The sequence below is a fragment of the Thalassospira lucentensis genome, assembly GCF_001613805.1.
Taxonomy (GTDB): domain Bacteria; phylum Pseudomonadota; class Alphaproteobacteria; order Rhodospirillales; family Thalassospiraceae; genus Thalassospira; species Thalassospira lucentensis_A.
This window is the reverse complement of record NZ_LPVY01000024.1, coordinates 86,880-110,703: the sequence shown is the minus strand read 5'-3', so window position 1 is coordinate 110,703 and position 23,824 is coordinate 86,880. Positions and strand designations below refer to the sequence as shown.

Here is a 23,824-nt window from a genome sequence, read left to right as displayed (position 1 = left end):
CTCACCCTTTTGCCCCTCTTCCTCCCCCAAGGTACGAGTTCCCGGATGCCCTCTGCTTCTGCCGCCCCGGTTGCCATCATGTGGTTTCGCAATGACCTGCGCCTTGCCGACAACCCGGCATTGAATGCCAGCATAAAATGGGCACAGCAAAATAACGGCATCGTGCTTCCGGTCTTTATCCTTGACCCGGTGATTGATGCCCAACTGGGCGGGGCGACGCGCTGGTGGCTGGAAAAAAGTCTGGCACGACTTGATGAAAGTCTTGCCAAGGCTGCGGGGGGAAAATCCCCCTGTCTGAGGATTTTCAAATCAGACGCACGGGACGTTTTCAATCAGTTACAGGCTGATCACAAAATCGGGGCGGTTTTCTGGAACCGGCTTTATGACAAGGCATCCATCGCGCGCGATACCGATATCAAGTCGACCATGCGCGACCACGATATCGAATGTGACAGCTTTAACGGCCAGTTGCTCTATGAGCCATGGGAAGTCAAAACCGGTGCCGGGACCGACTTCAAGGTTTTCAGCCCGTTCTGGCGAGCATGCCTGAAACTGCCACCTCCGGCAGAACCGAAAAAAGCCCCGGAAAAGATCCCGCTTGGTAATCTTAAACTGGCCAATGAAACGGACATTGCCGGGCTTGATCTGTCGCCCAAGCCGTTTGACTGGGCCACGGGCTTTGCCGGCCGGTTCACGCCCGGCGAACAGGGTGCGATGGATCAGCTTTACGGTTTCATCGATGACCGGTTGGTTGACTATGCGGACTTGCGCGACCGGCCCGATCATCGGGTGACATCGGAGCTTTCGCCGCATCTGCGCTTTGGCGAGATCAGCCCGCGCCAGGTCTGGCACGCGGCAAACCATTATGCAGACGCCCATCCCGGCCAGGGTAAAACCGCATCAAAATTCATGGCTGAACTGGGCTGGCGGGAATTTGCCCATCATGTCCTGTTTCATGCCAGGGATCTGAAATCCGTGCCGCTTCAGGGCCAGTTCACCGATTTCCCATGGGTCGATGATCCAAAGGCGCTTGAACGCTGGCAACGCGGGCAGACCGGTTTTCCGATTGTCGATGCCGGGATGCGGGAACTCTGGCATACAGGCTATATGCATAACCGGGTGCGGATGATTGTCGGATCGGTACTGGTCAAACACCTTCTGATCCACTGGCACGAGGGGCTTGCGTGGTTTGACGATACGCTTGTTGATGCCTGCCCGGCCAACAATCCGTTTTCATGGCAGTGGATTGGGGGATGTGGTGCCGATGCCGCCCCCTATTTCCGGATTTTCAATCCGGTCCTGCAAGGCGAGAAATTTGACCCGGATGGAAGTTACGTCCGGCAATGGGTGCCGGAACTTGCCGACATGCCCGACCAGTATATCCACAAACCGTGGGATGCATCCCCCTTGATCCTGAAAGCCGCTGGGGTGGATTTGGGCCTGACCTATCCCGAACCCCTGATCGGGATCAAGGAAGGCCGTGAACGCGCGCTGGCGGCCTATCAGGATATGAAACGCGCGGTAGCTTAGGCTGCACTTACCGCGCCTTGCGCAAATACCAGATCAGGTTATCCATCGTGTTTGGCAGCAGGGTGCCACTCGAACAGATTGCAGCTTCGACAAAACTGTCCCGATAACCTTTGCTTTTGGCATTATCAAGCTTGAGGATTGCGGTTCCGACCGCGCAACGGTTCTGCTCCTTGTCTTTGCCAAAGGCAACGAAGCCCTCTGCCCCGTTTGGATGGCCGGGTTTGCCGACGATGGTGTAATCGGAAACCAAAGACCGCCATCGTTCTTCAAATGCGGGACGGGTATGGATGAATTTCTTCAGTCCGGATGGCATGTCGTCCGTCGCCCAATAGGCTATTCTTACCTGCCCCTTGCCGCCATCAAGTTCCCAATTGTAATGGGCGGCTGCCGTTTCGAAAAACCCGTCCCTTGGCAGATCCCGAACAGAGGTCACCGACATTCCCGACGCTTCGACGATATTGAACTGTTCCTGATAGACAACGTCGCTTTCGGCCGGAAACTCGTTACTGGTCACGCATGTCGACAAAGCCAGGATCAGCGGCAAAAGGAGTAGATGATGCAAGACCAACATTAGTCCCAATGCAGATCCCCAATCTGTCTACTTCCAGAACAGCTTCTGCTTTTCGAATTTCTTCCATGCCTGATCAAGTCCCTGCAGGCGATGATCGGCGCGTGCGCCGAACCAGCCGGAAATCAGACCAATGGCGACCATACCATCTTTGGAAAGTTGCGGTTTCAATGCCATTAGCCGCGCCTCGGCCACCGCAACGTCGTTCAGCCAGCCAAGGATTTCCTGAAGGGTTGCCAGTTCCTTGCGAAACTTCTTTGCCGGTTTTCCGTCATAAACCTCGCCAAAGAAATCGCTGCCATAGCGCATCTGTTTGACATCCAGACGCAGGGCATGGAGTTGCGGTATGGTCAGTTTGCCAACATCGCTGCCACGCTTGGTCAGGCGTTTATAGGCGCGGCTCAGCAAGGGTTCGGCCAGTTTGGTCACGGAGGCCGACATTGCCTTCATCTGGCTGGCATCCGCCCCCGATGCCCAGCGTGAATAGCTTGACCATGCGCCAAGCAGCAGCAGGAGTTGCTGATACTCGAAACTTTCAAGCATTTCGCGCGCGGTCACCAAGGCCGCTTCGCGCTGTTTGGCTGCCGCCTTGCGCAAATCGGTAATCCCCGGATGATCGGGAAAGCGTTCCTCGACCATCGGCAGGGTTTCATTGAGGAAAACATCCCAGTCGCGCAGGCCATCAAGCGCCTTGGTGCAATGTTTCAGCAGGCGGCGGATCAGAACGCCCTCTCCCTGCGGCAGGTTTTTCTTAAACAGGTTGAACGCAACCCGAAGTCGCCGCATGCCAACCCGCATCTGATGACAGCCTTCGATATGAAGGTCTTCACGCACGCAGACCTCGTTCCCGAGGATCATGCGAAGCCCCTGCGCCAGTACCGCCCGAAACGCGGTTTCGGCCGACATATCGGCAACAAGCCCGCCGGGGGCCGCCTTGTAAAAGCCAGGCACCTCGTTCAGATAAAGCGCCCGCCCGCGCGATGCCTTGGACCGCAGGCTCAGGAACAGGGGCACGGTGCGTTGCAGTTCAAGTGCCAGATCAAACAGGGCAGCGGGATGGCCTTCCTTCAGCTCCAGCTCGACCTCGGACAGGGGGGATTCCTTTTCTGCGGTGCGCACCACGCCCTGATCGATTGCCAGTTCCATGATCGCGTCGCGATAGGTCAGATCAACGGCACTGCGTTTCAGATCGGTTTCAAAAATCCGGTCGATCTTCTTCTTTTTGACATGCCTGTCGAGCAAGCCCACCACGTCTTCGTCGGTGAATTTATCCAGATCAAGAACACCGTCGGGCAGTTCGACATTCCATTCATGACGTTCAGGCAGTGCTTCGCGCATGCCGTTCGATGCCTTGACGGTCTGCTCCCACCCCTTGGTGCCCTTTTTGCGCACACGCAGCGCCAGTCCCTTGCGGGCCAGCGAAAGTTTGGGCGTGTCATGATAGATGGATACAAGATGGGTGGTCAGAAGGCGGCGGCCTTCCTTGACCTCGCGCAGGACGGGTGCCTGTTTCAAACGCGATACGTGCTTCGGATCGATGCGGAGTTTCAGTTCGATCTCGATCTGCTTTTCGGCCATCAGGGTCCCCCGGATGTTCTTGTTATTGCAGCGCAGAACACGCTGTCTGCCATAACGTCATAGCCCGAATTGTGTTTCAGCAGTTTGAAACCAGCCGCCGGACGTCATGGTAACGGGATGTAAAATTTCCGCAACATTCCTGACATAAACATATCTTTTCAAGCATTAAAGTTGCGGCTGATATCTTGCGCGCACGGTTGTTTTCATTTGAAAACCGAACCGACGCGATACGTTCGTTTGAGCAGTAAAAGTATGAGGAATCATCAAAACACCCGGACGAATCGCAAATTTGTCGAGGGTGAAAAGGTGCCGTTGCCTGCGATTCCCTCCCTTTTTCTGACAGCATATAAAGTTTTTCAAAAAAGTTCTTGATTTGTTCTTTTATTTATGGCATAAGATAAAAGTCAACGGGAGGAATGCACCCGGACCGAACCCCGCAAGGCCTTACAGGCTCTGCGGGTTTTTGCGTTTGGGGTCGGATCAAAGAGGTGATCAGGATGCAGCGGCAAAGATACAGGCAGGGTGGCGGGGTAGTCCGCAGGACACGGGTCGGCGGATGGCGGAGCCATTACGGCGGCATTCTGCGCCGGGTCTAACAAGTTTCGAACACGCTTGTTTGTCATGACGGGAGAGGTGCATCTTATCGGGGAAGGGATCCCGATTTGCCGGAGACGGCAGCAATGGCAGCAGCGGGCTTTGGCCCGCCGATGGTGGACAGGTGGGAGCCGTGCGCCCGAAGACCGTCTTTGGTTGGCGAGAATGACCGACACCCGAAGTGTGTCCGGGCCGAACCGTTGCCGGAAATGCCATCAGGGCCGAGAGTGACCGGAGCCGGCCGGAAAGCCCGAAGGCCGTCGGTCGGCGGGAATGGTGACAGCCCGCGCTGTGTCGGGGTTTCCGGGGAAGGGGCCATGACGACGCCAAGCATCCGCCGTCTGCTGTCCGGATTCCTGATCCCGGATCGTCCCGAGAGGTTCGTTTTAGCAGGAAAAGTATGAGGCATCGTCAAAACACCCGAGCAAATCGCGAATTCGTCGAGGGTGAAAAGATACCCTTGCCTGAAATTTCCTTACAACTTTGGCTGCAATCCGTACCGCCCCACACTTTCGTACAGGTTGCGAGCCCCTCTCCCGTTGCTATTCTGAATTTGGACGTTAATCGAGGGGCAGCATATGAAATTTGATAAATTTACTCTTCTGGCAGCAATTGCCGGAGCATTAGCTTTGAGCGCGTGCCAGACAACGCGTGACAATGCATTCTCGGAATGGCAAGAGATGCCAATCGGGGCATCACGCTTCAACGTGCCATCTATCTCATCCGTTCCCGTGACAAAACTAGAGCAAAATGATCGTAACAACGGTCAAGTCCAAAATGAAAAATGGGAACTTGCCTGCGGCTTGGGCTACATCACTCTTCAATACACTTTCGATGCTTGGTTCAAGCAAACGGAAGAAGAAGAAATGAATAATCAGGAAAAGTTTATTGCCCAATTCAAGGAACGCAAAATCGCCGTTTCCAATATTGAGGCAGTTTCCAACAAGAATGGCAGATCTGTCGGATATCTGGCCGATGCTCAACTATCGGATGGAACAAGTTGCAAGGCGGCAGCATTTGGTTTTCGTGCCAACCGCGGCTTTAAAGGCTACAACAATGACCACGGTGGTATAGATACCGCCGTGAACGGAATCTATTGCGGCCCTATGCCGTTTGATATGGAAAAACTGACATCACAGATCTCGCTGGTCGAAGACCGAGACGCATATGCGATTGCCGTACAAAGACTGCCAACGATGGAATGCTCTGCAAAAGGCAAAAAACCAGAACAAGCTAGTTGGCTTGATCGCAGCAAAGAACGACCGGACTACAGAACAATGGCCATGACATGGAACAAGAAGCTGACAGAGGGTTATCTGAAAACTGACGTCGACATTGTATCTGGCGGTGGAACTTTAAAATTCTCTGGTGCAGAGAGTTCCAGTTGTACGACGAAACTCGAACTAACAAAGTTCGCTTTTCCCGAGCAAGGTACTTGGTCAATTGATTGCACCAACGGTGATTTCGCGTCTGGAAAGTTTTACGTAGACGATAACTATAACCTTGTCGCATCAGGGAATGGAAAAACTGGCGAATCCGTCGATTTCACAATTTGGCTTTAGCTACTTCGCGTAAATCAGGGGAAAAGAAGACACAAAAAACCCGGTCAATGGCCGGGTTATTTTGGGCTACCTAAAGATGGTGCCTGGGGGGCGGATTCGAACCACCGACACGCGGATTTTCAGTCCACTGCCCACCAAACTTTCGGCCATGATTGCAGGCGTGCTCAGTCGGCAAGTCCCTGAAACCTGAACGGTTTTTCTTCTTCGAAGGACGGGGCGGCATCCCCGGCATAGACATTGCGCTGATCCGGCCCGAGGTCGAGCTTTTTCACCCTGCCGGTTTCCGCACTGAAATCGATATTCTTGAGATCGACCCAGAAGGTGTTCGGGGTCAGGGCGGATTCAAAGAAATACAGCATTCGCTTGTGATCGGCGACCGTGCGCCAGCGGGTGGAGGAAATGTTGGGTTCGTTTGGCGTTGAAATGCCAAACGGGACCGAGACATTGCGGATGACGCTGAACACGCTGGCAAGGGCAACGACCGGGTCCTCGTCCCTGGGGATTGCGTTGATATAGAACGCGGCACGTGCAAACCGGTCCGCAGACCGGTTGGTGCCGGGCAGCATCACGGTTCCGCCGACCTGCTTCCAATAGGCATTCTGCGCAAGCTGATGTTCGAAAATGGGCGAGTTTGTCATGACCTGATAATCGCGGTCATGATGGATGACCTGTTTGCCGTCGATATATTCGATAATCGCGCTGTCGCCCGTGGCATCCGAGATCGAAAGATGCAGGGTCGCAAGCCGGTTTTCGCCCGGCATCTGGTCGGTGACGACAACAAAGGGCTCCCTGGAAAGTGCCGCAACCGCATCAGACACCGTCGCAAAATTATCGAGCACATATTGTGCCCATGCCGCAATCGAAAGACCCGGCTTTGTCCCGTCATAGGGCGGATATTCGGACTCGACCAGCCAAAGCACATTGGCCGACAATCCGGCTTCGTTCAGACCATCGGTCGTGGCGATGTCATAGGCGCTGGCGATGACGCTGCCGTATTTTGAGACCCATTTGACGGAATTTGGCCCGACTTCGCCGCCCCGTTCCATACCCCGCGGGAAAATCCACAGATTGGTGGCAATATCGGATTTCCAGTCCATTGAGCGCGCGGTGATCACATCATTATCCGCCCCGTGATAGACGGCCCGCGTGCAAGCCTTCGCAACGGGAAGAAGGACGGCTGTGGACATCAGTCCCGAGACAATCATCATCGTTGCAATGCGCGTCCGTCGGTCCATTGGGTTCTTCCTTTGCGCAATCCGATTTCATCCTGCCTGATCGCGATTATGTCGGGCACGGCAACCAACCGCAACCATTGCGAAAGTGTGGATGGATAAAATTCAATTTTACTGGAGTTGCAGGCACAAAAAAACCCGGCCAATGGCCGGGTCATTTTGGGCTACCTAAAGATGGTGCCCGGGGGCGGATTCGAACCACCGACACGCGGATTTTCAGTCCACTGCTCTACCAACTGAGCTACCCGGGCATTCTGTAGGCGTCTCCGTTTCCGGAGCGTTCCCTGCGGAACGAGCGGGGTTATACAAACTCCTTTGGGGCTTGTCCAGCCTCAAATCGCATTTTTTTTATGCGTGAAAATCTTCTTCATCTTCAAGGTCTTCAAGATACTCCGGCGGCTCGGTCACCGGGACGGCGTAGCTTTCGTTCAGCCATTTGCCAAGGTCGAGATCGGCACAGCGTTTCGAACAGAACGGCTTGTATTTTTCCACCACCGGCTTGCCGCACATGGCACAGCCCGAGCCTGCTGTTTTAACTGTGTTTTTTTCAACCATTTCAGAGTTTCTCCAGCCTGTAGTCTGCGCGTGACAGGGTTTCATCGGCGGCCAGTTCCGGCGCCATCCCCATCGCACGTTCAAGAATTTGTTGCCCAGTGGCCCCCGGCGCAAGGGCATCAATCATTTCCGGGGCGACATGAAGCCGATACCGCCCCGCTTGCCCGACCCGCAAATCACGAGTCACGGAACGCAGAATGGCATTCAATGCCGCCGTCCGGGTTGGCACGGGATCGGCTCGCGATGCGTGCATCAGTTCGGCAAGGGCAATGCCGCCGCGCTGCCGGGTCAGTTCAAACAGGCCCAGCCGTGTGAAACCGCCAAACTGGACGGCACCGCTCATTTCCGGGCCAAAGGCATCGCGAAGGGCGTTTTCGAACCGGTCGCGCAATGCCTTGCCCGCCATGCGAAGCGGATCGATCACCACCAGACCGCCGATATTGCGCAATTGCAATTGCCGGACGATTTCGGACGCCGCACGCAGATTGACCTGTTCGGCACGCCGTGCCTGATCATGGTCGGCATCCGATCCGCCTGCATTCACATCAATCGCGCACAGTGCCGTCGTCTGTTCAACCGCGATCCAGCCACCGCCCGGAAGCGGCACACGCGGTTGCAGCGCGGTTGCGATGTCGTCTTCGATATCCTGATCATCAAACAGCAGGCGCGCACCGTCATGGCGCACCAGATGCGCATCATCGAAACCACGCGCCCGCAACAATCCGCGCAGACGGACAAACTCGTCCGCCCCATCAACAATGCACTCGCCGCCCGCCATCACATGGCGTTCGATCAACTGATCGGCATCCGATAATGCCTTGAACACCAGAACCGGTTTTACCGGCGATGCCAGGGCATTTCGGGCCTGTGTCCAGACGGCGCGAAGCTGCCTGAGCTCGCCCGTCAGGGCAGCGTCATCCCAGTCGATTGCCAGACTGCGCAACGTGATGCTTTCCTCGCGCGCGACAAGTCCCTTGAAAAGGGCCGACAATGATGCACGGCGGTCTTCGTCCTTGAGCCTGCGGGGGAGTTCTATTAATCCGCCACCTTTTTGCTCGTTCGGACGCAGGATCATACCGAGCCCCTCGATCGCGATGCGACCGGTCAGTTTCGGGCCCTTATCCTCGAACCCAAGGCGGGAGATCTGCACGATGACCCACTGGCCTTCGTGAAGCGGGGCATCCACACGATCAAACGGCAGCAAGCCATCGGCAACACCGTCAAGGGCGACCATGGCAGCGGCCATTTCGGGAAGAATTTTGGAAACACGACCGAGATGAATGTCAAAGCGCGCCGGGCCACCACGATCAATCCACAGACGCGACAACCGGTCATTGCCTATCAGGGCAATGCGCCGTTCACATGCGACGGCATCAATCAGCAGGCGGTCCGTTTCTGTTCCGCCAGCCACCATGATCACGCCCCCTGCCGGAAGCCAAGGCCACGCAGCATGCAATCAACCTCGCACAGTGACAGGCCAACAACATTGGAATAGGACCCGGTGATGCTTTTAACGAAGGTTGCGGCATATCCCTGAATGGCATAGGCGCCGGCCTTGCCCTGCCACTCGTCATGGGACAGGTAGCGCGCAAGATCGTCTTCGCCAAGGCGGCGGAAAATCACCTGTGTTTCGATCACGCGTGCGCGGGCGGTGCCATCGGGCGCAATCACGCACAGGCCACCATAAACACGATGACGACGGCCAGACAGCAATGTCAGGAATTTACGCGCCTCGGCCGTATCCGATGCCTTGCCAAGTGCGCGACGGCCACAGGCGACAACCGTATCGGCGGCAAGAACAAAGCCGCCCGCATGGTCGTCGGCGACCGCACGCGCCTTTTCCTCGGCCAGGCGGAGTGCCAGCCGACGCGGGCTTTCGTCGTCATGCGGGGTTTCGTCGATATCGGCAGGGACAACCTGATCCGGCACAATTCCGATCTGCGCCAGCAACTCAAGACGCCGCGGCGATGCAGAGGCCAAAATCAGTTTCGACAAGTCGCGGCTCCCCACAGACATCCAAAGCCAAACCAGAAGGGTTGTAGACACAGCAAAACGCAACCATGCGCGCAAACCTAAACTGCGCGCCCGGCAACGTCAATTTTTGCGGTATTACAGGTTCCGGATTACTTGAAACGGAAGGTAATACGACCCTTGGTCAGGTCATAAGGCGTCATTTCGACGCTGACGCGGTCACCAGCAAGAACACGAATACGGTTCTTGCGCATCTTGCCCGAGGTATGAGCAAGAATTTCGTGATCATTGTCCAGCTTCACGCGAAACATCGCATTGGGCAGAAGTTCGACAACAGTGCCCTGAAACTCGATAACGTCTTCTTTAGCCATGAGACTCCTAGCTTTCGTATTGCAATATCAATTACCGGTGGCCCGCAAACTGCTCCGAACGCGCCAAAAGGTCAAGCCCTTTCACACAAGGCACAAAGCGGCCCAGCACTGCATTTCGGGCATGCCGTGCGCATGACCACCGAACATCGCAAACCTTTGCCGGGAAATCATGTTGTTGCGCGTGGTCTATCGCCTTTATGGTTTAGGGTCAGGACCTAGAGCCGCCACATGAAGGACCGCATGACCATGACCGCCAAACACCCCTATCCCGTCGCCCCGCCCCATATCAGGATCGCCACCGCGCAGGATGTTGACGATATCCATGCCATGCTGTTTGAAATTGCGCGCGCGACCGGGTGCGAGGACAAGTTCAAAAGCAAACCCGAAGACCTCGCGCGTAACGGGTTTGGCCACCGCCCCGCGTTCGAGGCGTTGATCGCACATGACGGCGATGTACCGGTTGGGCTATGCCTTTATTTTCCGAGCTATTCGACATTTCGCGGCAAGGCCGGGATTTACATTCAGGACCTGTTTGTCGCCCCGGAATATCGCGGCGGCGGTTTTGCCCGGCACCTGATCGCACAGGCCGCCGCACGGGCCCGTTCACAGGGCGGGCACTATATCCGCCTGTCGGTCGATGCCGGAAACATCATCGGGCAGCGTTTCTATGCCCGCATCGGGATGCGGCATGCCCATGATGAACGCATTCATGTGCTGGACGGGGATGCGTTTGACGCGCTGATCGACGGTTAGGTTAGACCTTGGGTGCCGGACCGACCGGGAACCGTTCAAGAATGCGTTTTTTGATCTGGTCGCGGACCTGACGGTACGCTTCAAGCCGGACTTCGCGCGAACCTTCGACAATTGTGGCGTCGAACGTATTCCAGAATTCCACATCACAGGCCATGGTGCGGGTCATTTCGACCGCCCTGTGCTGGGCTTCGGGTGACAGGGTGATGATCAGATCGAAAAACCCGTCTTCAAGTTCGTCAAAGGTTTTGGACTTATAGGTCGAGATATCCAGCCCGATTTCTTCCATGACCGCGACGGCAAAGCCATCAAGATCACCGGCGCGCAAGCCGCAGCTTTCAACATAGACCTTTGTTCCGTGATAATGGCGCATGATTGCAGCCGCCATCACGGATCTTACAGCGTTGAAGCTACAGGCAAAAAGAACCGAACCGGGAAGTTCTTCTGCCACCGTGCCTTAACCCCGGATATGAAGGACGCAGATCAGGGTAAACAGGCGACGCGCGGTGTTTTCATCAATCGTCACCTTTTCCGACAGCAGTTCGCGAAGCTGTTCCGATCCTTCGTTATGCAGGCCGCGGCGCGCCATATCGATGGTTTCGATCTGGGATGCCGTCGCCTTTTTGATCGCATCATAATAGCTTTCGCAGATCATGAAGTAATCCTTCACGATCCGGCGGAACGGGGTTAACGGCACGACAATGGTGGTCAGGTTTTCGGTATCGTCATCGCCGCGCACATCCATATAGATGCGGTTGTCTTCGATGCGCATATGAACCGAATACGGGCCTTCGAAGCCGCCTTTCGGTTCGAAATGGTTGTCTTCCAGAAGGTCGTAGATGGCCACCGCCTGCTCATGCTCGACCTCGGGGCGGCGACGCACCTTGTATTTCTCGTCGAGATAGATACCGGCAATGCATTGGTTGTCTGCAATTTCTGCCATCTTAGTCTCCCTGCGATCCCTCGGCGCTGCACTGCAACAGCTTACATGCGGTTGGACCGGATCGCCACAGAAAGTCCGTGTGCCTGCAAACCTTCGCTTTCGGCCAGTGCAATCGCCGCCGGGCCGATTTTGGCCAGACTTTCAGGCGTGCATTTGATCAATGACGACCGCTTGATGAAATCAAGCACGCCCAGACCCGACGAGAAACGCGCCGAACGGGCGGTTGGCAGAACATGGTTTGGCCCGGCAACATAATCACCAATCGCCTCGGGCGTGTAACGGCCCAGGAAAATGGCACCGGCATGATGAATGTCTTCGGCAAGTGCGTCCGGGTCATCGACAGCCAGTTCAAGATGTTCCGGTGCAATCCGGTCAACCAAGGCCGGAGCCTGCGTCAGATTTTCGACCAATACAATTGCACCAAAGTCGCGCCAGCTTGCCCCGGCGATTTCGGCACGCGGCAGTTTTTCAAGATGGGCATCAATGGCTTCCTGCACGCGATCGGCAAAATCCGCATCATCGGTAATCAGGATCGACTGTGCGACCGGATCATGTTCGGCCTGCGACAGCAGATCAGCCGCGACCCAGCTTGGATCATTGCTGCCATCGGCAACCACAAGGATTTCCGACGGGCCGGCGATCATGTCAATCCCGACCTGCCCGAAAACGCGACGCTTGGCGGCGGCGACAAAGGCATTGCCCGGACCAACGATCTTGTCGACCGGTTTGATGGTTTCCGTGCCATAGGCAAGGGCGGCAATCGCCTGCGCCCCGCCAATCCGGTAAATCTCGTCCACCCCGGCAATCCGTGCGGCTGCCAGCACCAGCGGGTTCATCTTGTTATCAGGGGTCGGCACGACCATCACCAGACGTTCGACACCGGCAACCTTGGCCGGAATGGCATTCATCAGGACGGATGACGGATAGGATGCCAGACCACCGGGCACATAAAGACCGGCCGCCGATACCGGACGCCAGCGCCAGCCGAGCTCGACCCCGGTTGCATCGGTATAACGTTCATCAGACGGCATTTGCCGATCATGGTAGGAACGAATGCGTTCGGCGGCCAGTTCCAGCGATTTCAGAAGATCCGCGTCGATTGCGGCGACGGCGGCATCGACTTCGCCCTTTGTCACAACCATGCCGGCGGCATCAATATTCAGGCGGTCAAACTTGTTGGTGTAATCACATACCGCGATATCGCCGCGTTTACGGACATCGGCAATGATATTGGCAACCGCGACATCCACATCGGCATCCGATTCCCGCTTCATGCCAAGCAGTTTGACAAAGCCGTCTTCGAAATCGGCATCCGTGATCGAAAGTTTAATCGGCATTGCGCACCTCGGAAAAGCGGTCGATCCAGGGCTGAACATCGGTCGGGCGGGTTTTAAGCGCCGCCCGGTTGACGATCAGACGCGAGGTGACATCGGCAATATGTTCGATTTCGCGAAGCCCGTTGGCCTTTAGCGTGTTACCGGTCGACACAAGGTCAACGATACGACGGCAGAGGCCAAGTGTCGGTGCCAGTTCCATCGCCCCGTTCAGCTTGATGCATTCGGCCTGCACTCCGCGGGCGGCAAAATGATTGCGGGTGACATTCGGATATTTGGTCGCGACACGGACATGCGACCAGCGCGACGGATCATCGCCATCGATCATTTCTTCGGGCTCGGCCACGGCAAGGCGGCAATGCCCGATATCGAGATCAAGCGGTGCATAAATCTCGGAATAATCGAATTCCATCAGGACATCATTGCCGCAGACCCCGATATGGGCCGCCCCAAAGGCAACGAAGGTGGCGACGTCAAAGCTGCGCACACGGATGATATCGATATGCGGATGATTGGTGGCGAAACGCAGGGCCCGGGATTTCGGATCGTCAAATGCGGCTTCCGGTTCGATACCGGCCGCGCGCACCAGCGGCATTACCTCGTCTAGAATGCGCCCCTTTGGCAGGGCCAGCACCAGCTTTTCGTCACTCATCAATCAGTCGCCTTACGCGTTTGTCTGTCGTCCCGGCCCCAAGGCCAATGATCCCGGCAATTATGCAGGAACACGGACACGTTCGATCTGCGCCCCGCAGGCGCCAAGTTTTTCTTCCAGCCGTTCATAACCGCGGTCCAGATGATAGACACGGTTAATAATCGTCTCGCCCTCGGCTGCCAAGCCTGCAAGTACCATGGATACCGATGCACGCAGATCGGTCGCCATGACTTCGGCACCGGACAGTTTGGCACTGCCGCGCACAATCGCGGATCGGCCATGCACGTTGACATCAGCCCCCATGCGGCTCAGCTCCGGGACATGCATGAAACGGTTTTCAAAAATCGTTTCGGTGATCATGGATGCGCCATTGGCCACCGCCATCAGCGCCATGAATTGCGCCTGCATATCAGTCGGGAAGCCCGGATAGGGTTCGGTCATGACATCAACGCCCTTAAGGGCGGCGCGATTGCCGCGCACGATCATGCCATCCCCGGTTTCCTCGATCTCGACGCCGGCCTTGCGCATGGACACGATCAGGCTTTCGATCAGTTCGGCCCTGGTGCCGACCAGTTCAATCTCGCCACCCGTAATGGCGGCTGCAATCGCGTAGGTCCCGGTTTCGATACGATCGGGCACCACGGAATATTCCGCCCCTTGCAGGCGCGGCTTGCCGGTGACTTTGAGCGTGTCGGTCCCGATACCTTCGATCTGGGCGCCCATCGCGACAAGGCAATGAGCAAGATCGGTGACTTCGGGTTCGCGCGCGGCATTGGCGATTGTGACCACACCATCGGCAAGGGATGCCGCCATCAGGGCGTTTTCGGTAGCACCAACCGATACCTGCGGGAACAGGACATGCCCGCCCTTAAGCCCTTCGGGGGCGCGGGCTTCGATATAGCCCTCGGTCAGGTGGATTTCGGCACCCATGGCTTCAAGCGCCTTAAGGTGCAGGTCAACCGGACGGTTGCCAATCGCACAGCCACCGGGCAGCGACACACGTGCCACACCGCAACGTGCGACCAGCGGACCCAGCACCAGAACCGATGCCCGCATTTTGCGGACCAGATCATAGGGTGCGGTTGTTGATGCGATTTCCTTGGCGGTCATTTCCAGAACCCGACCGGTATGACCGCCATTGGGCGCATGGCCGTTCAGATGCAACGCGACACCATGCTGTGCCAGCAGATTGGCCATCGATGTGATATCGGCCAGATGCGGCAGGTTGGAAAGGGTCAGCGTTTCATCGGTCAGAAGGGCTGCTGCCATCAACGGAAGGGCCGCGTTCTTGGCACCGCCAATTGCAATTTTGCCCTGCAACCGGCGGCCGCCGGAAATCTTGATCTTGTCCATTCAATCCTCGTATGACCATGCCGGTTGCGGCATGGTGGTTACTCGTGTCTTTGGCGATGCCACCTTTATGGCATTGCCTTTATCACAGGCGCGGCAGCGTGACACCTTTTTGGCCCATATATTTTCCTGCGCGATCCGCATAGGAGGTATCGCATTCGCTTTCGGCTTTCAGGAAAATGAACTGGCAGGCCCCTTCGTTGGCGTAAATGCGGGCCGGAAGCGGCGTGGTATTGGAAAATTCAAGGGTCACGTGCCCTTCCCATTCCGGTTCCAGCGGCGTGACATTGACGATAATGCCGCACCGGGCATAGGTCGATTTGCCAAGGCAGATCACCAGCGTGTCGCGCGGAATGCGAAAATATTCGACCGTACGCGCCAGCGCGAAACTGTTGGGCGGGATCACGCAGACATCGGTCTGGCGATTGACGAACCCTGCATCGGAAAATTCCTTGGGATCGACAATGGCCGAGTCGACATTGGTGAAAATCTTGAATTCGTCGGCAACCCGGGCGTCATAGCCATAGGAACTGACCCCATAGGAAATGACACCATCGCGCTTGAAACCGTCGACAAACGGTTCGATCATGCCTTTTTCCTGCGCCATCTGGCGTATCCAGTGATCCGGTCTTACCGACATATCGCCACCCCTGTTGTGCAAATTGGCATTGTGCCGTTGGTTTTACCCGCGCGGGGCATGCAAGATCAACCGGGTGATGCGGGCAACGGGGCCAAATTGGCATTTTTCTTGAACCGGGGCTCCGGAACCGGTGGGATGTGGACTAATCCTTGTCCGAACCGCTGCCCTGTTCGTCCGCCTCGGTATTCTGATCAACCGTCTTGCGCGAACGCTGCTGCTGTTTCCGGCGCGCCAGATTGGCACGCAGGGCTTCGGCCTCGCGCTTTTTACGCTCTTCATTGGTCGCGGGATATTGCTTGCTTTGCTGTGCTGTCATCTTGCCAATACGTTTCTGGTTCCAAAGATCCGGCTTTTATAGAATATTCCGAGGCAGAATGCAGCCTTGACCAACAAAATTGCACCATCCGCGCAAGATCAAAAATCTTCGCATAATTCGGGCTTGACCAATTGCCAGCCAGTGGCCTATAACCCGCCCGCACCGCAAGGGCTCGATGCTGCTGTAGCTCAGGGGTAGAGCACTCCCTTGGTAAGGGAGAGGCCGGGAGTTCAAATCTCCCCAGCAGCACCATTGCCCGACGATCAGCCTTTTCAAGGGCTGCTGTAGCTCAGGGGTAGAGCACTCCCTTGGTAAGGGAGAGGCCGGGAGTTCAAATCTCCCCAGCAGCACCATTCTCAGCCAAACATTCCTGCCAGGTTCGAGCGACGCACACATTGACTGCGCGAGGGCGCTATTTGCCGTCCAAGATGCAGTTTCTGCCTATTCCTTTGATGCGGAAGGCTATCTTTTGCATAGCAATTGATCCGATCCCCCTCTTCGAATGGCAACTTTTGCGTGTAAATCCCGGCATATTAATTGCTTGGATTGTTTCCTCAATTGCCATGGGGAATGCATCATGACCATCCTGACAAACACATATAGCGCCAGCTCGGCAAACGCGGCCTATGCGTCTTCGACGCAATCTTCGAACGGGTCACATCCGACCTTTAGCGAGGAAATGTATTCCGACCCGGAAATGCGCCCTTATCTCGAACAATATTACGAGAAAGCCTATGCCCCGATGCGCGAACGCATCGCGGCGATGCGCGAGGACGGATATACGCCCAAAACCCTCCAGACCGAAGACGGTGGTGTCGCACAGGAAATTTCGGCGGATCAATATGAAGCCATGATACCGGATTTCGACAAATGGCTTGAAGGTCAGAAAACCATCATTCCGGGGCTTCGTGACTCTGTCGACATTTTCCGCGAAAGTGCGCAAAGGCATGTTGATTATCTGGAAAAACATCATCCGGACAGTCAATCGGACGTCCGGGCCGTGTTTTCCAACGGTGATCAGATTCTGGGATATCTGTATGAAAACGGGGAAATGGTAACGCACGATAGAGGCAGCCATCTGCGGACATATAGCGATCAGGCAGACAAGCTGGGTTTGAGAGGCCAGGCGCGTGTTGATTACATCGCCGATGCCATATCGCGCGACTATTCCAGCATCGATGTTTCGCGCTATGACGACCAGAATGCGCCGACACGGCGTGAATTTTCAGAACGCTGGTATCCTGATCACGATGTAGACCAGGGATACCAAGCCAACCTGCAAGAGGCACGATCACAGCTTGCAGCGGCGGAAGAACGCTATCGCCAGCAGCAAAGCAACATCACCGAGATGCATAGCTATCTTCTTGGCCTGATGGAAAAGGAACAGCAGGCCTGAGCGGACCGAGTGCATTATCCGTAAAAGGACCTGTACCATTCGACGAAACGACCGATGCCGGCTTCAATCGAGGTTTCCGGCTTGAAACCGACGGCATCGGTCAGGGCATCGACAGGCTGGCATGCCTAGCTGCCCGGCTATTCTTGCGTTTCCGAATTTTCTGATTCGGAAACCTTCAGCGTCTCAGCAAAAAGCGCAAGGACAGGATTGTAGGATCAACACCCAGCAACTTTTTACAAAAGAATGCGAGTAATATCGGATATACAGCGATAACGCTTGCAGAAACCCAAACCCCTGCGCTTAAGCCAGAAATCTGCATCGCAGCCCCAGCACCAATGATCATTGTCGCCGCAGCACAACAAACAACTGTACGCGCAATTGCGTGATGACCTGTCATCGTTAACAAACCGCTTGCAGGGCCTGCAGCAGCGTAGACCAGATAACCCACCAGCATAACCTGCAATAATGGTGTCGCACTCTCATAGCCCTCGCCAAAGAGGGACAGAAATTCATTTGCAAATACAATAAAAACACCACAAACAGGCAGCGCAACAAGCATCGCAAACCCCGATGCGCGCGCAACAAGAGCCTGAAGTTCTGACTGATTTTCTCGCGACATAGCGCGTGACAAGAATGGCGTAATTACAGATTGAACCGCCGTAAGTGCGAAAATCACGAGCATGGCAAGGCGAATTACAGCACTCATTTCACCGGCCTCAGACGCAGAGAGCAAGAGACCGGCCAAAACGATCGGTGCCTGATTGATCACCGCAGTAGCAGATTCCGACAGCAGCAAATTAAACCCATGCCCCATCCAAACCGCAATTTGTGATTTTGTGACAGCAAAACGCTCCTGCCAACGGATATGGTTGCCACGCCGAACCAACTCTGCAACCACAAGAACGGCCGCGACCAACGCTATCAGATAAGAAATTGCGACACTTGGCTGCGTCAATTCACCGAGAGCTGAAAAATAAGCAAACAATAATCCTGCAGCAAAGCATGCAGGGCGCACAATTGCTTCACCGACAACAGCACGTGATACATTGGCATCCGCACGGATAACACTCTGCAAAACCGCCAAAATAGCGGCCATAGGCAAACATAACGCTGCCGTCATTGCGGTGACAGGAGCATATCCTCTGACAAAATGCAGCAAGATAGCAAATGCAACAGCACCTGCGCATGACACCCCAAAGGTTATTAACAGCGAGAAACGTTGCATTCCCGCAGAAATACCACTCAATTTCTTAAATCTATATTCTGGCAAAAACCGAACAATTGCGACATCAAGCCCCAATGTGGAAATTTTTGCGCCGATCACCACGACCCCAAGAACGACACTGAAGAATCCGAAAAGATCTTTGCCGCCATAGCGCGATATAAACACGCTGGCCAAGAACATCATACCCGCCGAAAACGCATTGGCGAGCAGCACAAAAATTGCGGCAAATTTCAACTCAGTTTATCCATAAAAGGACCTGTACCATTCGACGAAACGACCGATGCCGGTTTCAATCGAGGTTTCCGGCTTGAAACCGACGGCATCGGTCAGGGCGTCGACATCGGCATAGGTCGCCGGAACGTCACCCGCCTGCATCGGCAGCATGTTTTTCTCGGCGGTCTTGCCAAGTGCCTTTTCGAGCGTTCCGATCATATGCATCAGTTCGACCGGGCTGTTGTTACCGATATTGAACACACGATACGGGGCTGAACTGCTTGCCGGATCCGGTTTGGCCGGGTTCCAGTCGGGATTTGGCGACGCGATGGTTGAAATGCAGCGATAAACACCTTCGACGATATCATCGATATAGGTGAAATCGCGGCGCATTTTACCTTCGTTGAAGACGTCAATCGGACGGCCTTCCAGAATGGCCTTGGTAAACAGGAACAGCGCCATATCCGGACGCCCCCATGGGCCATACACCGTAAAGAAACGCAGGCCCGTGGTCGGCAAGCGATACAGATGGCTATAGGTATGGGCCATCAGTTCATTGGCTTTTTTTGACGCTGCATACAGGCTGATCGGGTGATCGACATTGTGATGCACCGAAAACGGCATTTCGGTATTCATGCCGTAAACCGAACTGCTTGACGCATAGACAAGATGCTTCACGCCATTATGGCGGCAGCCTTCAAGGATATTGGTAAATCCAACGAGGTTGGCATCAATATAGGCATGCGGATTTTCAAGCGAGTAACGCACCCCGGCCTGGGCGGCGAGGTTGACGACATAGGTTGGCTTCTCGGTTGCGAACAGATCAGCAATGCCGTCGCGATCTTCCAGGTTCATGCGGACAAACCTGAAGCCGTTGCGCCCTTCAAGCCGTCCAAGACGCGCTTCTTTCAGCGACACGTCATAGTAATCGTTGACGTTATCCAGACCGACCACCGTACTGCCCTGATCCAGCAGTTTCTGGCAAAGATGCGATCCGATAAAACCGGCAGCCCCGGTTACCAGAACCTTTTCATTTGCGGGAATGACAAAGTCGGACATCACGATCAGTTTTCCTGTCTTGGAAGGTTGCTGCCATAGAATATCGGCGCACTAAAAGCACAGGCATTCCTGTAACAGGACAGGCTTTGCCGTGCAAGACAGCATGCTTCGGCTCAGACATCACTGGCGACCTCAGAGACACCGGACGAGACTCCCGGTAATTTTCCTGCTATCCTTAAGTATCGAGTTCGCATCACCATGGAAAACCGTTTCGATCCGATGATTACGACCGGTCAAGCCATAACCAACCCGGCCAGCGGCGGATTGGGCATCGTCCTGAATGTCAGGGAGATTGCACAAACCGCTGATGGCAGCGTTTTGGCCGAATATGACGCGATCGAAGTCAGACGGGGCCAGGAATCCGGTCTGTCAAATGGACCTTATGGCATTGGTGGCGAAGCGGCGGGTAGCGGGCTTCGCACACGCATCGTTGATCCCAGAACCCTGACCGAAGCGCAAGCCGTTGCCAATGGTGTGAGCCGAAGTGAATATCGCGAGGCCCTTGAAGCAAGTGATCAGCAGGCCGAAAGCAGCAATGCGGGATCAAAAAACCCTGCTGATCTGAATGCAGCCGAAAAAGCCGATATTGCACGATTGCAGGCACGTGATTCTGCCGTGAAGCAGGAAGAGAAAGCGCATGCCGCAGCGGCCGGGCAATATGGCTCTGCCCCGCAATATGAATATCAGATCGGGCCGGACGGAAAGGCATACGCCATTGGCGGGCACGTTGATGTCTCGGTAAATATTTCGGGTAGCGCAGAAGACAAGGAACGCGCCTTGGCAACGCTTCAGAATGCAGCCCTTGCCCCGAATGCTCCATCAGGGGCTGACATGGCCGCCTTCCGGCAGGCAAGCCTGCATCGTGCAACAACCAGTAGCGATGAACAAAATCCGATCCCCGGCTATGGACAACTAAAAAACGACGCGAACGACATTTTTTCGATTTATGCCTGATCTCTAAAGCAAGAGACTTCAAAATTCAGCCGGTTTCACTATGCAACATGCGATAAACATTTTATTATTTCCTGACAAATACTATCCTCACGGATAGCATCACCCCCTGAAATCCATCCTGCAGTTTGACAGGACATCAGAATTATTTAATGCTGCGCTCGCGTCCGGGGGGGACGCGAAATTTGGAAGATGACAACTTTGCGCGATTCCGTATCACTTGGGTTCGGAGCGCGATACCGGTACCGCCTTTTGCGGGAGACGGCTAAAAACGGGTACGGCACAATAACATGAACATCCTGCTAGCGGACGACCACGACCTCGTCAGAGACGGGATCACATCCTTTCTGAAAACGGCAGCCCCGGAAGTCGAAATTGCACAGGCAAAGGATTTTGCCGAGGCACTTTCCATCGTTGATGGCGACACGCCGGTCGAACTGACGATCCTTGATCTCAACATGCCGGGCATGAACGGCCTTTCGGGGTTAACCGTGATGCGCCAGAAGCATCCGGAAATTCCGGTTGTCATCCTGTCGGGCTCGGTCAAACGCAGTGATGTGCTCAATGCACTTGAACATGGCGCGTCGGGTTATCTGCCCAAAACGCTGTCTGGCAAATCGCTGATCAATGCGCTTCGCCTGATCCTGTCGGGCGAGAAATACATTCCGTCAGCATTGCTCGAAGATGATGGCAGCAATAGCCGCCCGGGTGAGATTGATCTGGACGGTCTGGCACCGGACAACCCCCTGCGTCAGCTTACCAACCGTGAACGCGAAGTTCTCGCACTGCTGACCAAGGGTCTGTCGAACAAGGAAATCGCCAAACAGCTTACGGTGCGCGAAATCACGGTCAAGGTTCACCTGACCGGTATTTTCAAAAAGCTCGGTGCCGCCAACCGCACGCAGGCCGTGAAAATTGCCATGCAGCTTGGCTGGGAAGCATAATCTTCCAACATATCCTGAAGCTTCCAGAACCCGGCCAGTGGCCGGGTTTTGTTTTAACCGGCAACGACTTCGGAAATTTCGTCAAGCGTGGCCAGAAGCTCTTTCAGATCAAGCGGCTTTGACATCACCATCACCGGCGCGTCGTCCCCGTCCTCGACCGGGCGATCGGCGTCTCCGGGATGGCCGGTCATAACGATGACCGGCAAGGCAGGATTGCGTTCCCGAAGGGCACGAACCAGACTGTTTCCATCCATCTGTGGCATCCGGATATCGGTAATGAGAATATCGGGCTGGACCACACCGGCCAGTGCCAGGGCATCCTCGCCATCACTTGCCGCGGAAACCGAAAAGCCCTGTGCTTCCAGATAGGCCGCGATAATTTCCATCGCGTCAATTTCGTCATCGACAACCATGATGCGCAAATTTCGGGGGCGGGTTTCAGGAAGCCTTTCCTGCTGTGGCAGCAACGGCGCATCATCAGGATCGTCAACGTCGTTGCCGGCATTTTCACCGATATGAACTGCCGGCAATACGATTTCGAAACAGGCGCCATCACCTTCGTTGCGAACATCAATATGTCCGCCCATTCCCTCGACAATGCCATAGCTGACCGAAAGCCCAAGCCCGGTTCCCTTGCCAACATCCTTGGTCGTGAAAAACGGGTGGAAAATAAGCCCGATGGCGTCTTCCGGGACCCCGCCGCCATTGTCATTTATTGCAATCCGCAGCACTTCCTGATCCGCATCCAGCATCGCGGTCAAACGAATCAACCCACCGATCCCACCGGCATCATCGCCATTTTCCGTGATCGCATCGCGGGCATTGGTCAGCATATTGACCAGAACCTGTTCCAGTTGCACCTGACGACCAAGGACCTGACAGTTTTCCGCAGCAGGAACAACATCGACGACAATCCCCGCCAGTCGGCAATCATGTTCCACCATGTCAACGGCACGCGTTACCGCGCGCATCGGATCGAAAAGCTCGAAATCATCTTCGTCCGGGCGACTGTAAATCTGCAAATGTCGAATAATTTCGGCCATGCGCCGCGTCTGACCGCTGATCAGGGACAATCGCTCTCGCTGGAACGAGGGTTGAACCTTTTCAAGTTCATATTGCAGCGCGCAGGTATCGGCCGCCATCCGGATAACGTTAAGCGGCTGGTTCATTTCATGCGCCACGGATGCGGCCATTTCACCAAGTGTCGCAAGCTTCGATGTCTGAACCAACTGCCTTTCGATCTTGCGCTTTTCCGTCACATCCTCGGCCAGCATCAGCATGGCTGGCGCGCCTTCGTGGGTGAAGGCGATGGCAGATACTTCAAGCTCCACATTCTCCCCGTCGCCCCGACGGCACATGATTACGAAATCGGCCCGCCCGGTATAACCACCGGCATAGCGCGCAATGTATTCCCCCATGATTTCGCGGCTATCGGGATGGACCATTTCCATAAAGCTGCGTCCAACCAGCTCCGAACTGTCGCTGCCGTGCAGAATGGAAACACCCTGCTGATTGATATAGGCGATTTCTTCTCCGCTCAGCACGGAAATCAGTTCGGGCGCAAGCTCCACCAGCTTGCGATACCGTTCCTCGCTTTCCTTTAGCGCCTGCTCGGCCCGCGACCGTTCAATCGCATAACGGATGGATCGCCGAATGGTTCGGCCATCGGGGAATTCCTTGGTCAGATAATCTTCTGCGCCGTGCTGAAGGGCTTCGAACGCCAGTTCTTCGTCCTTATGCCCGGTCAGAACAACGACCGGGGCACTGTTGGCACAACTTCGAATGCGGCGAATGGTTTCGACCCCCGATGAATCCGGCAAGGTCAGGTCGAGCAGAACAACATCAAACGCCCCGTCCGGCGACACATCATTCAGCAACGCCATGGCCGAGGCGAGGTCGGATCGGTGTTCGATTTCGAACCGTTCACCGGTTTCCTCCAGCAATGTCTTTACAAGAAAGGCATCGCCGGGATTATCTTCGACCAGAAGGATACGAAACCGGTTTTCGGTCATAAGGCGCGGCCCATTCATTTCAGTACTTTGGCAAGCACCGCCAACACATCATCGTCAACGGCCGGGTTCAGTCGGATT

23 protein-coding genes and 3 tRNA genes are annotated in these 23,824 nt (G+C 55.3%); 8 read left to right on the top strand and 18 right to left on the bottom strand.

Annotation, left to right across the window (positions count from 1 at the left end; translation table 11 throughout):
• Positions 1-45: 45 nt before the first annotated feature.
• Positions 46-1,530, top strand: coding sequence for a cryptochrome/photolyase family protein (locus AUP42_RS19825; RefSeq protein ID WP_062953325.1), 1,485 nt, complete (start codon positions 46-48; stop codon positions 1,528-1,530).
• A gap of 7 nt (positions 1,531-1,537) precedes the next feature.
• Here the strand turns inward: AUP42_RS19825 and AUP42_RS19820 are convergent, their stop codons facing one another.
• Both AUP42_RS19820 and AUP42_RS19815 read right to left on the bottom strand, forming a co-directional pair.
• A complete protein-coding gene (locus tag AUP42_RS19820) occupies positions 1,538-2,092 on the bottom strand; it encodes a hypothetical protein (RefSeq protein ID WP_156484665.1) in 555 nt (184 codons plus the stop codon).
• A 36-nt stretch (positions 2,093-2,128) separates the two neighbouring features.
• A complete protein-coding gene (locus AUP42_RS19815) occupies positions 2,129-3,676 on the bottom strand; it encodes a CYTH and CHAD domain-containing protein (protein ID WP_062953323.1) in 1,548 nt (515 codons plus the stop codon).
• Between the two features lie 1,172 nt (positions 3,677-4,848).
• Here AUP42_RS19815 and AUP42_RS19805 point away from each other — a divergent pair.
• Positions 4,849-5,832, top strand: a complete 984-nt coding sequence (locus AUP42_RS19805; RefSeq protein WP_062953321.1) for a hypothetical protein — start codon at positions 4,849-4,851, stop codon at positions 5,830-5,832.
• A gap of 164 nt (positions 5,833-5,996) precedes the next feature.
• On the opposite strand, the gene AUP42_RS19795 is transcribed toward AUP42_RS19805, so the two are convergent.
• The 6 genes from AUP42_RS19795 to infA all read right to left on the bottom strand — a co-directional run bounded on the left by AUP42_RS19795 (position 5,997) and on the right by infA (position 9,961).
• Positions 5,997-7,067 (bottom strand): linear amide C-N hydrolase, encoded by a 1,071-nt coding sequence (locus AUP42_RS19795; RefSeq protein ID WP_062953320.1) that lies wholly within the window; start codon positions 7,065-7,067, stop codon positions 5,997-5,999.
• Positions 7,068-7,239: 172 nt separating this feature from the next.
• A tRNA-Phe gene (locus AUP42_RS19790) sits at positions 7,240-7,315 on the bottom strand.
• A 97-nt stretch (positions 7,316-7,412) separates the two neighbouring features.
• On the bottom strand, positions 7,413-7,619 hold the full coding sequence (locus AUP42_RS19785; protein WP_062953319.1) for a DNA gyrase inhibitor YacG: 207 nt from the start codon (positions 7,617-7,619) through the stop codon (positions 7,413-7,415).
• A 1-nt stretch (position 7,620) separates the two neighbouring features.
• Complete coding sequence (locus tag AUP42_RS19780; protein WP_062953318.1) at positions 7,621-9,033, bottom strand: ribonuclease E/G; 1,413 nt, start codon at positions 9,031-9,033, stop codon at positions 7,621-7,623.
• A 2-nt stretch (positions 9,034-9,035) separates the two neighbouring features.
• Positions 9,036-9,614: a Maf family protein gene (locus tag AUP42_RS19775; protein WP_062953317.1), complete on the bottom strand. Its 579-nt coding sequence runs from the start codon at positions 9,612-9,614 to the stop codon at positions 9,036-9,038.
• Between the two features lie 128 nt (positions 9,615-9,742).
• Positions 9,743-9,961: a translation initiation factor IF-1 gene (gene infA, locus AUP42_RS19770; protein ID WP_007092059.1), complete on the bottom strand. Its 219-nt coding sequence runs from the start codon at positions 9,959-9,961 to the stop codon at positions 9,743-9,745.
• 228 nt (positions 9,962-10,189) lie between these two features.
• Here infA and AUP42_RS19765 point away from each other — a divergent pair, with 228 nt between their 5' ends.
• On the top strand, positions 10,190-10,714 hold the full coding sequence (locus tag AUP42_RS19765) for a GNAT family N-acetyltransferase (RefSeq protein WP_231858362.1): 525 nt from the start codon (positions 10,190-10,192) through the stop codon (positions 10,712-10,714).
• 1 nt (position 10,715) lies between these two features.
• On the opposite strand, the gene AUP42_RS19760 is transcribed toward AUP42_RS19765, so the two are convergent.
• The 7 genes from AUP42_RS19760 to AUP42_RS21455 form a co-directional block, all read right to left on the bottom strand.
• Positions 10,716-11,162 (bottom strand): arsenate reductase ArsC, encoded by a 447-nt coding sequence (locus tag AUP42_RS19760; protein ID WP_062953316.1) that lies wholly within the window; start codon positions 11,160-11,162, stop codon positions 10,716-10,718.
• Between the two features lie 6 nt (positions 11,163-11,168).
• Entirely contained in the window at positions 11,169-11,645 is a 477-nt protein-coding gene (locus AUP42_RS19755) for a UPF0262 family protein (protein WP_170954197.1), read from the bottom strand.
• Between the two features lie 50 nt (positions 11,646-11,695).
• Complete coding sequence (hisD, locus tag AUP42_RS19750) at positions 11,696-12,991, bottom strand: histidinol dehydrogenase (RefSeq protein WP_062953314.1); 1,296 nt, start codon at positions 12,989-12,991, stop codon at positions 11,696-11,698.
• Positions 12,981-13,640 carry an ATP phosphoribosyltransferase gene (gene hisG, locus AUP42_RS19745; protein ID WP_007092064.1) on the bottom strand — a complete coding sequence of 220 codons (660 nt, stop codon included), beginning with the start codon at positions 13,638-13,640 and terminating at the stop codon, positions 12,981-12,983. The genes hisD and hisG overlap by 11 nt, the downstream gene beginning before the upstream one ends.
• Positions 13,641-13,700: 60 nt before the next feature.
• Entirely contained in the window at positions 13,701-14,993 is a 1,293-nt protein-coding gene (gene murA, locus AUP42_RS19740) for a UDP-N-acetylglucosamine 1-carboxyvinyltransferase (RefSeq protein WP_062953313.1), read from the bottom strand.
• A gap of 82 nt (positions 14,994-15,075) precedes the next feature.
• The gene (gene dcd, locus AUP42_RS19735) at positions 15,076-15,630 is read right to left on the bottom strand and encodes a dCTP deaminase (RefSeq protein ID WP_037989813.1); all 555 of its coding nucleotides are present in this window, start codon (positions 15,628-15,630) and stop codon (positions 15,076-15,078) included.
• Between the two features lie 142 nt (positions 15,631-15,772).
• A complete protein-coding gene (locus AUP42_RS21455; protein WP_156484664.1) occupies positions 15,773-15,946 on the bottom strand; it encodes a hypothetical protein in 174 nt (57 codons plus the stop codon).
• Between the two features lie 177 nt (positions 15,947-16,123).
• Between AUP42_RS21455 and AUP42_RS19730 the strand changes: the two genes are divergently transcribed.
• The 3 genes from AUP42_RS19730 to AUP42_RS19720 all read left to right on the top strand — a co-directional run bounded on the left by AUP42_RS19730 (position 16,124) and on the right by AUP42_RS19720 (position 17,342).
• A tRNA-Thr gene (locus AUP42_RS19730) sits at positions 16,124-16,198 on the top strand.
• 26 nt (positions 16,199-16,224) lie between these two features.
• A tRNA-Thr gene (locus AUP42_RS19725) sits at positions 16,225-16,299 on the top strand.
• A 224-nt stretch (positions 16,300-16,523) separates the two neighbouring features.
• Positions 16,524-17,342: a hypothetical protein gene (locus tag AUP42_RS19720; RefSeq protein ID WP_062953312.1), complete on the top strand. Its 819-nt coding sequence runs from the start codon at positions 16,524-16,526 to the stop codon at positions 17,340-17,342.
• A gap of 175 nt (positions 17,343-17,517) precedes the next feature.
• Here AUP42_RS19720 and AUP42_RS19715 read toward each other — a convergent pair whose 3' ends face one another.
• Together AUP42_RS19715 and AUP42_RS19710 are read right to left on the bottom strand one after the other, a co-directional pair.
• Positions 17,518-18,801 carry an oligosaccharide flippase family protein gene (locus AUP42_RS19715; protein ID WP_062953311.1) on the bottom strand — a complete coding sequence of 428 codons (1,284 nt, stop codon included), beginning with the start codon at positions 18,799-18,801 and terminating at the stop codon, positions 17,518-17,520.
• Between the two features lie 6 nt (positions 18,802-18,807).
• Positions 18,808-19,839, bottom strand: coding sequence for an NAD-dependent epimerase (locus AUP42_RS19710; RefSeq protein ID WP_062953310.1), 1,032 nt, complete (start codon positions 19,837-19,839; stop codon positions 18,808-18,810).
• Positions 19,840-20,037: 198 nt separating this feature from the next.
• Between AUP42_RS19710 and AUP42_RS19705 the strand changes: the two genes are divergently transcribed.
• Positions 20,038-20,793, top strand: a complete 756-nt coding sequence (locus AUP42_RS19705; protein ID WP_231858361.1) for a putative metalloprotease CJM1_0395 family protein — start codon at positions 20,038-20,040, stop codon at positions 20,791-20,793.
• A 287-nt stretch (positions 20,794-21,080) separates the two neighbouring features.
• Complete coding sequence (locus tag AUP42_RS19700) at positions 21,081-21,734, top strand: response regulator (protein WP_062953309.1); 654 nt, start codon at positions 21,081-21,083, stop codon at positions 21,732-21,734.
• A gap of 53 nt (positions 21,735-21,787) precedes the next feature.
• On the opposite strand, the gene AUP42_RS19695 is transcribed toward AUP42_RS19700, so the two are convergent.
• Entirely contained in the window at positions 21,788-23,746 is a 1,959-nt protein-coding gene (locus AUP42_RS19695; RefSeq protein WP_231858360.1) for a response regulator, read from the bottom strand.
• Positions 23,747-23,824 lie beyond the last annotated feature (78 nt).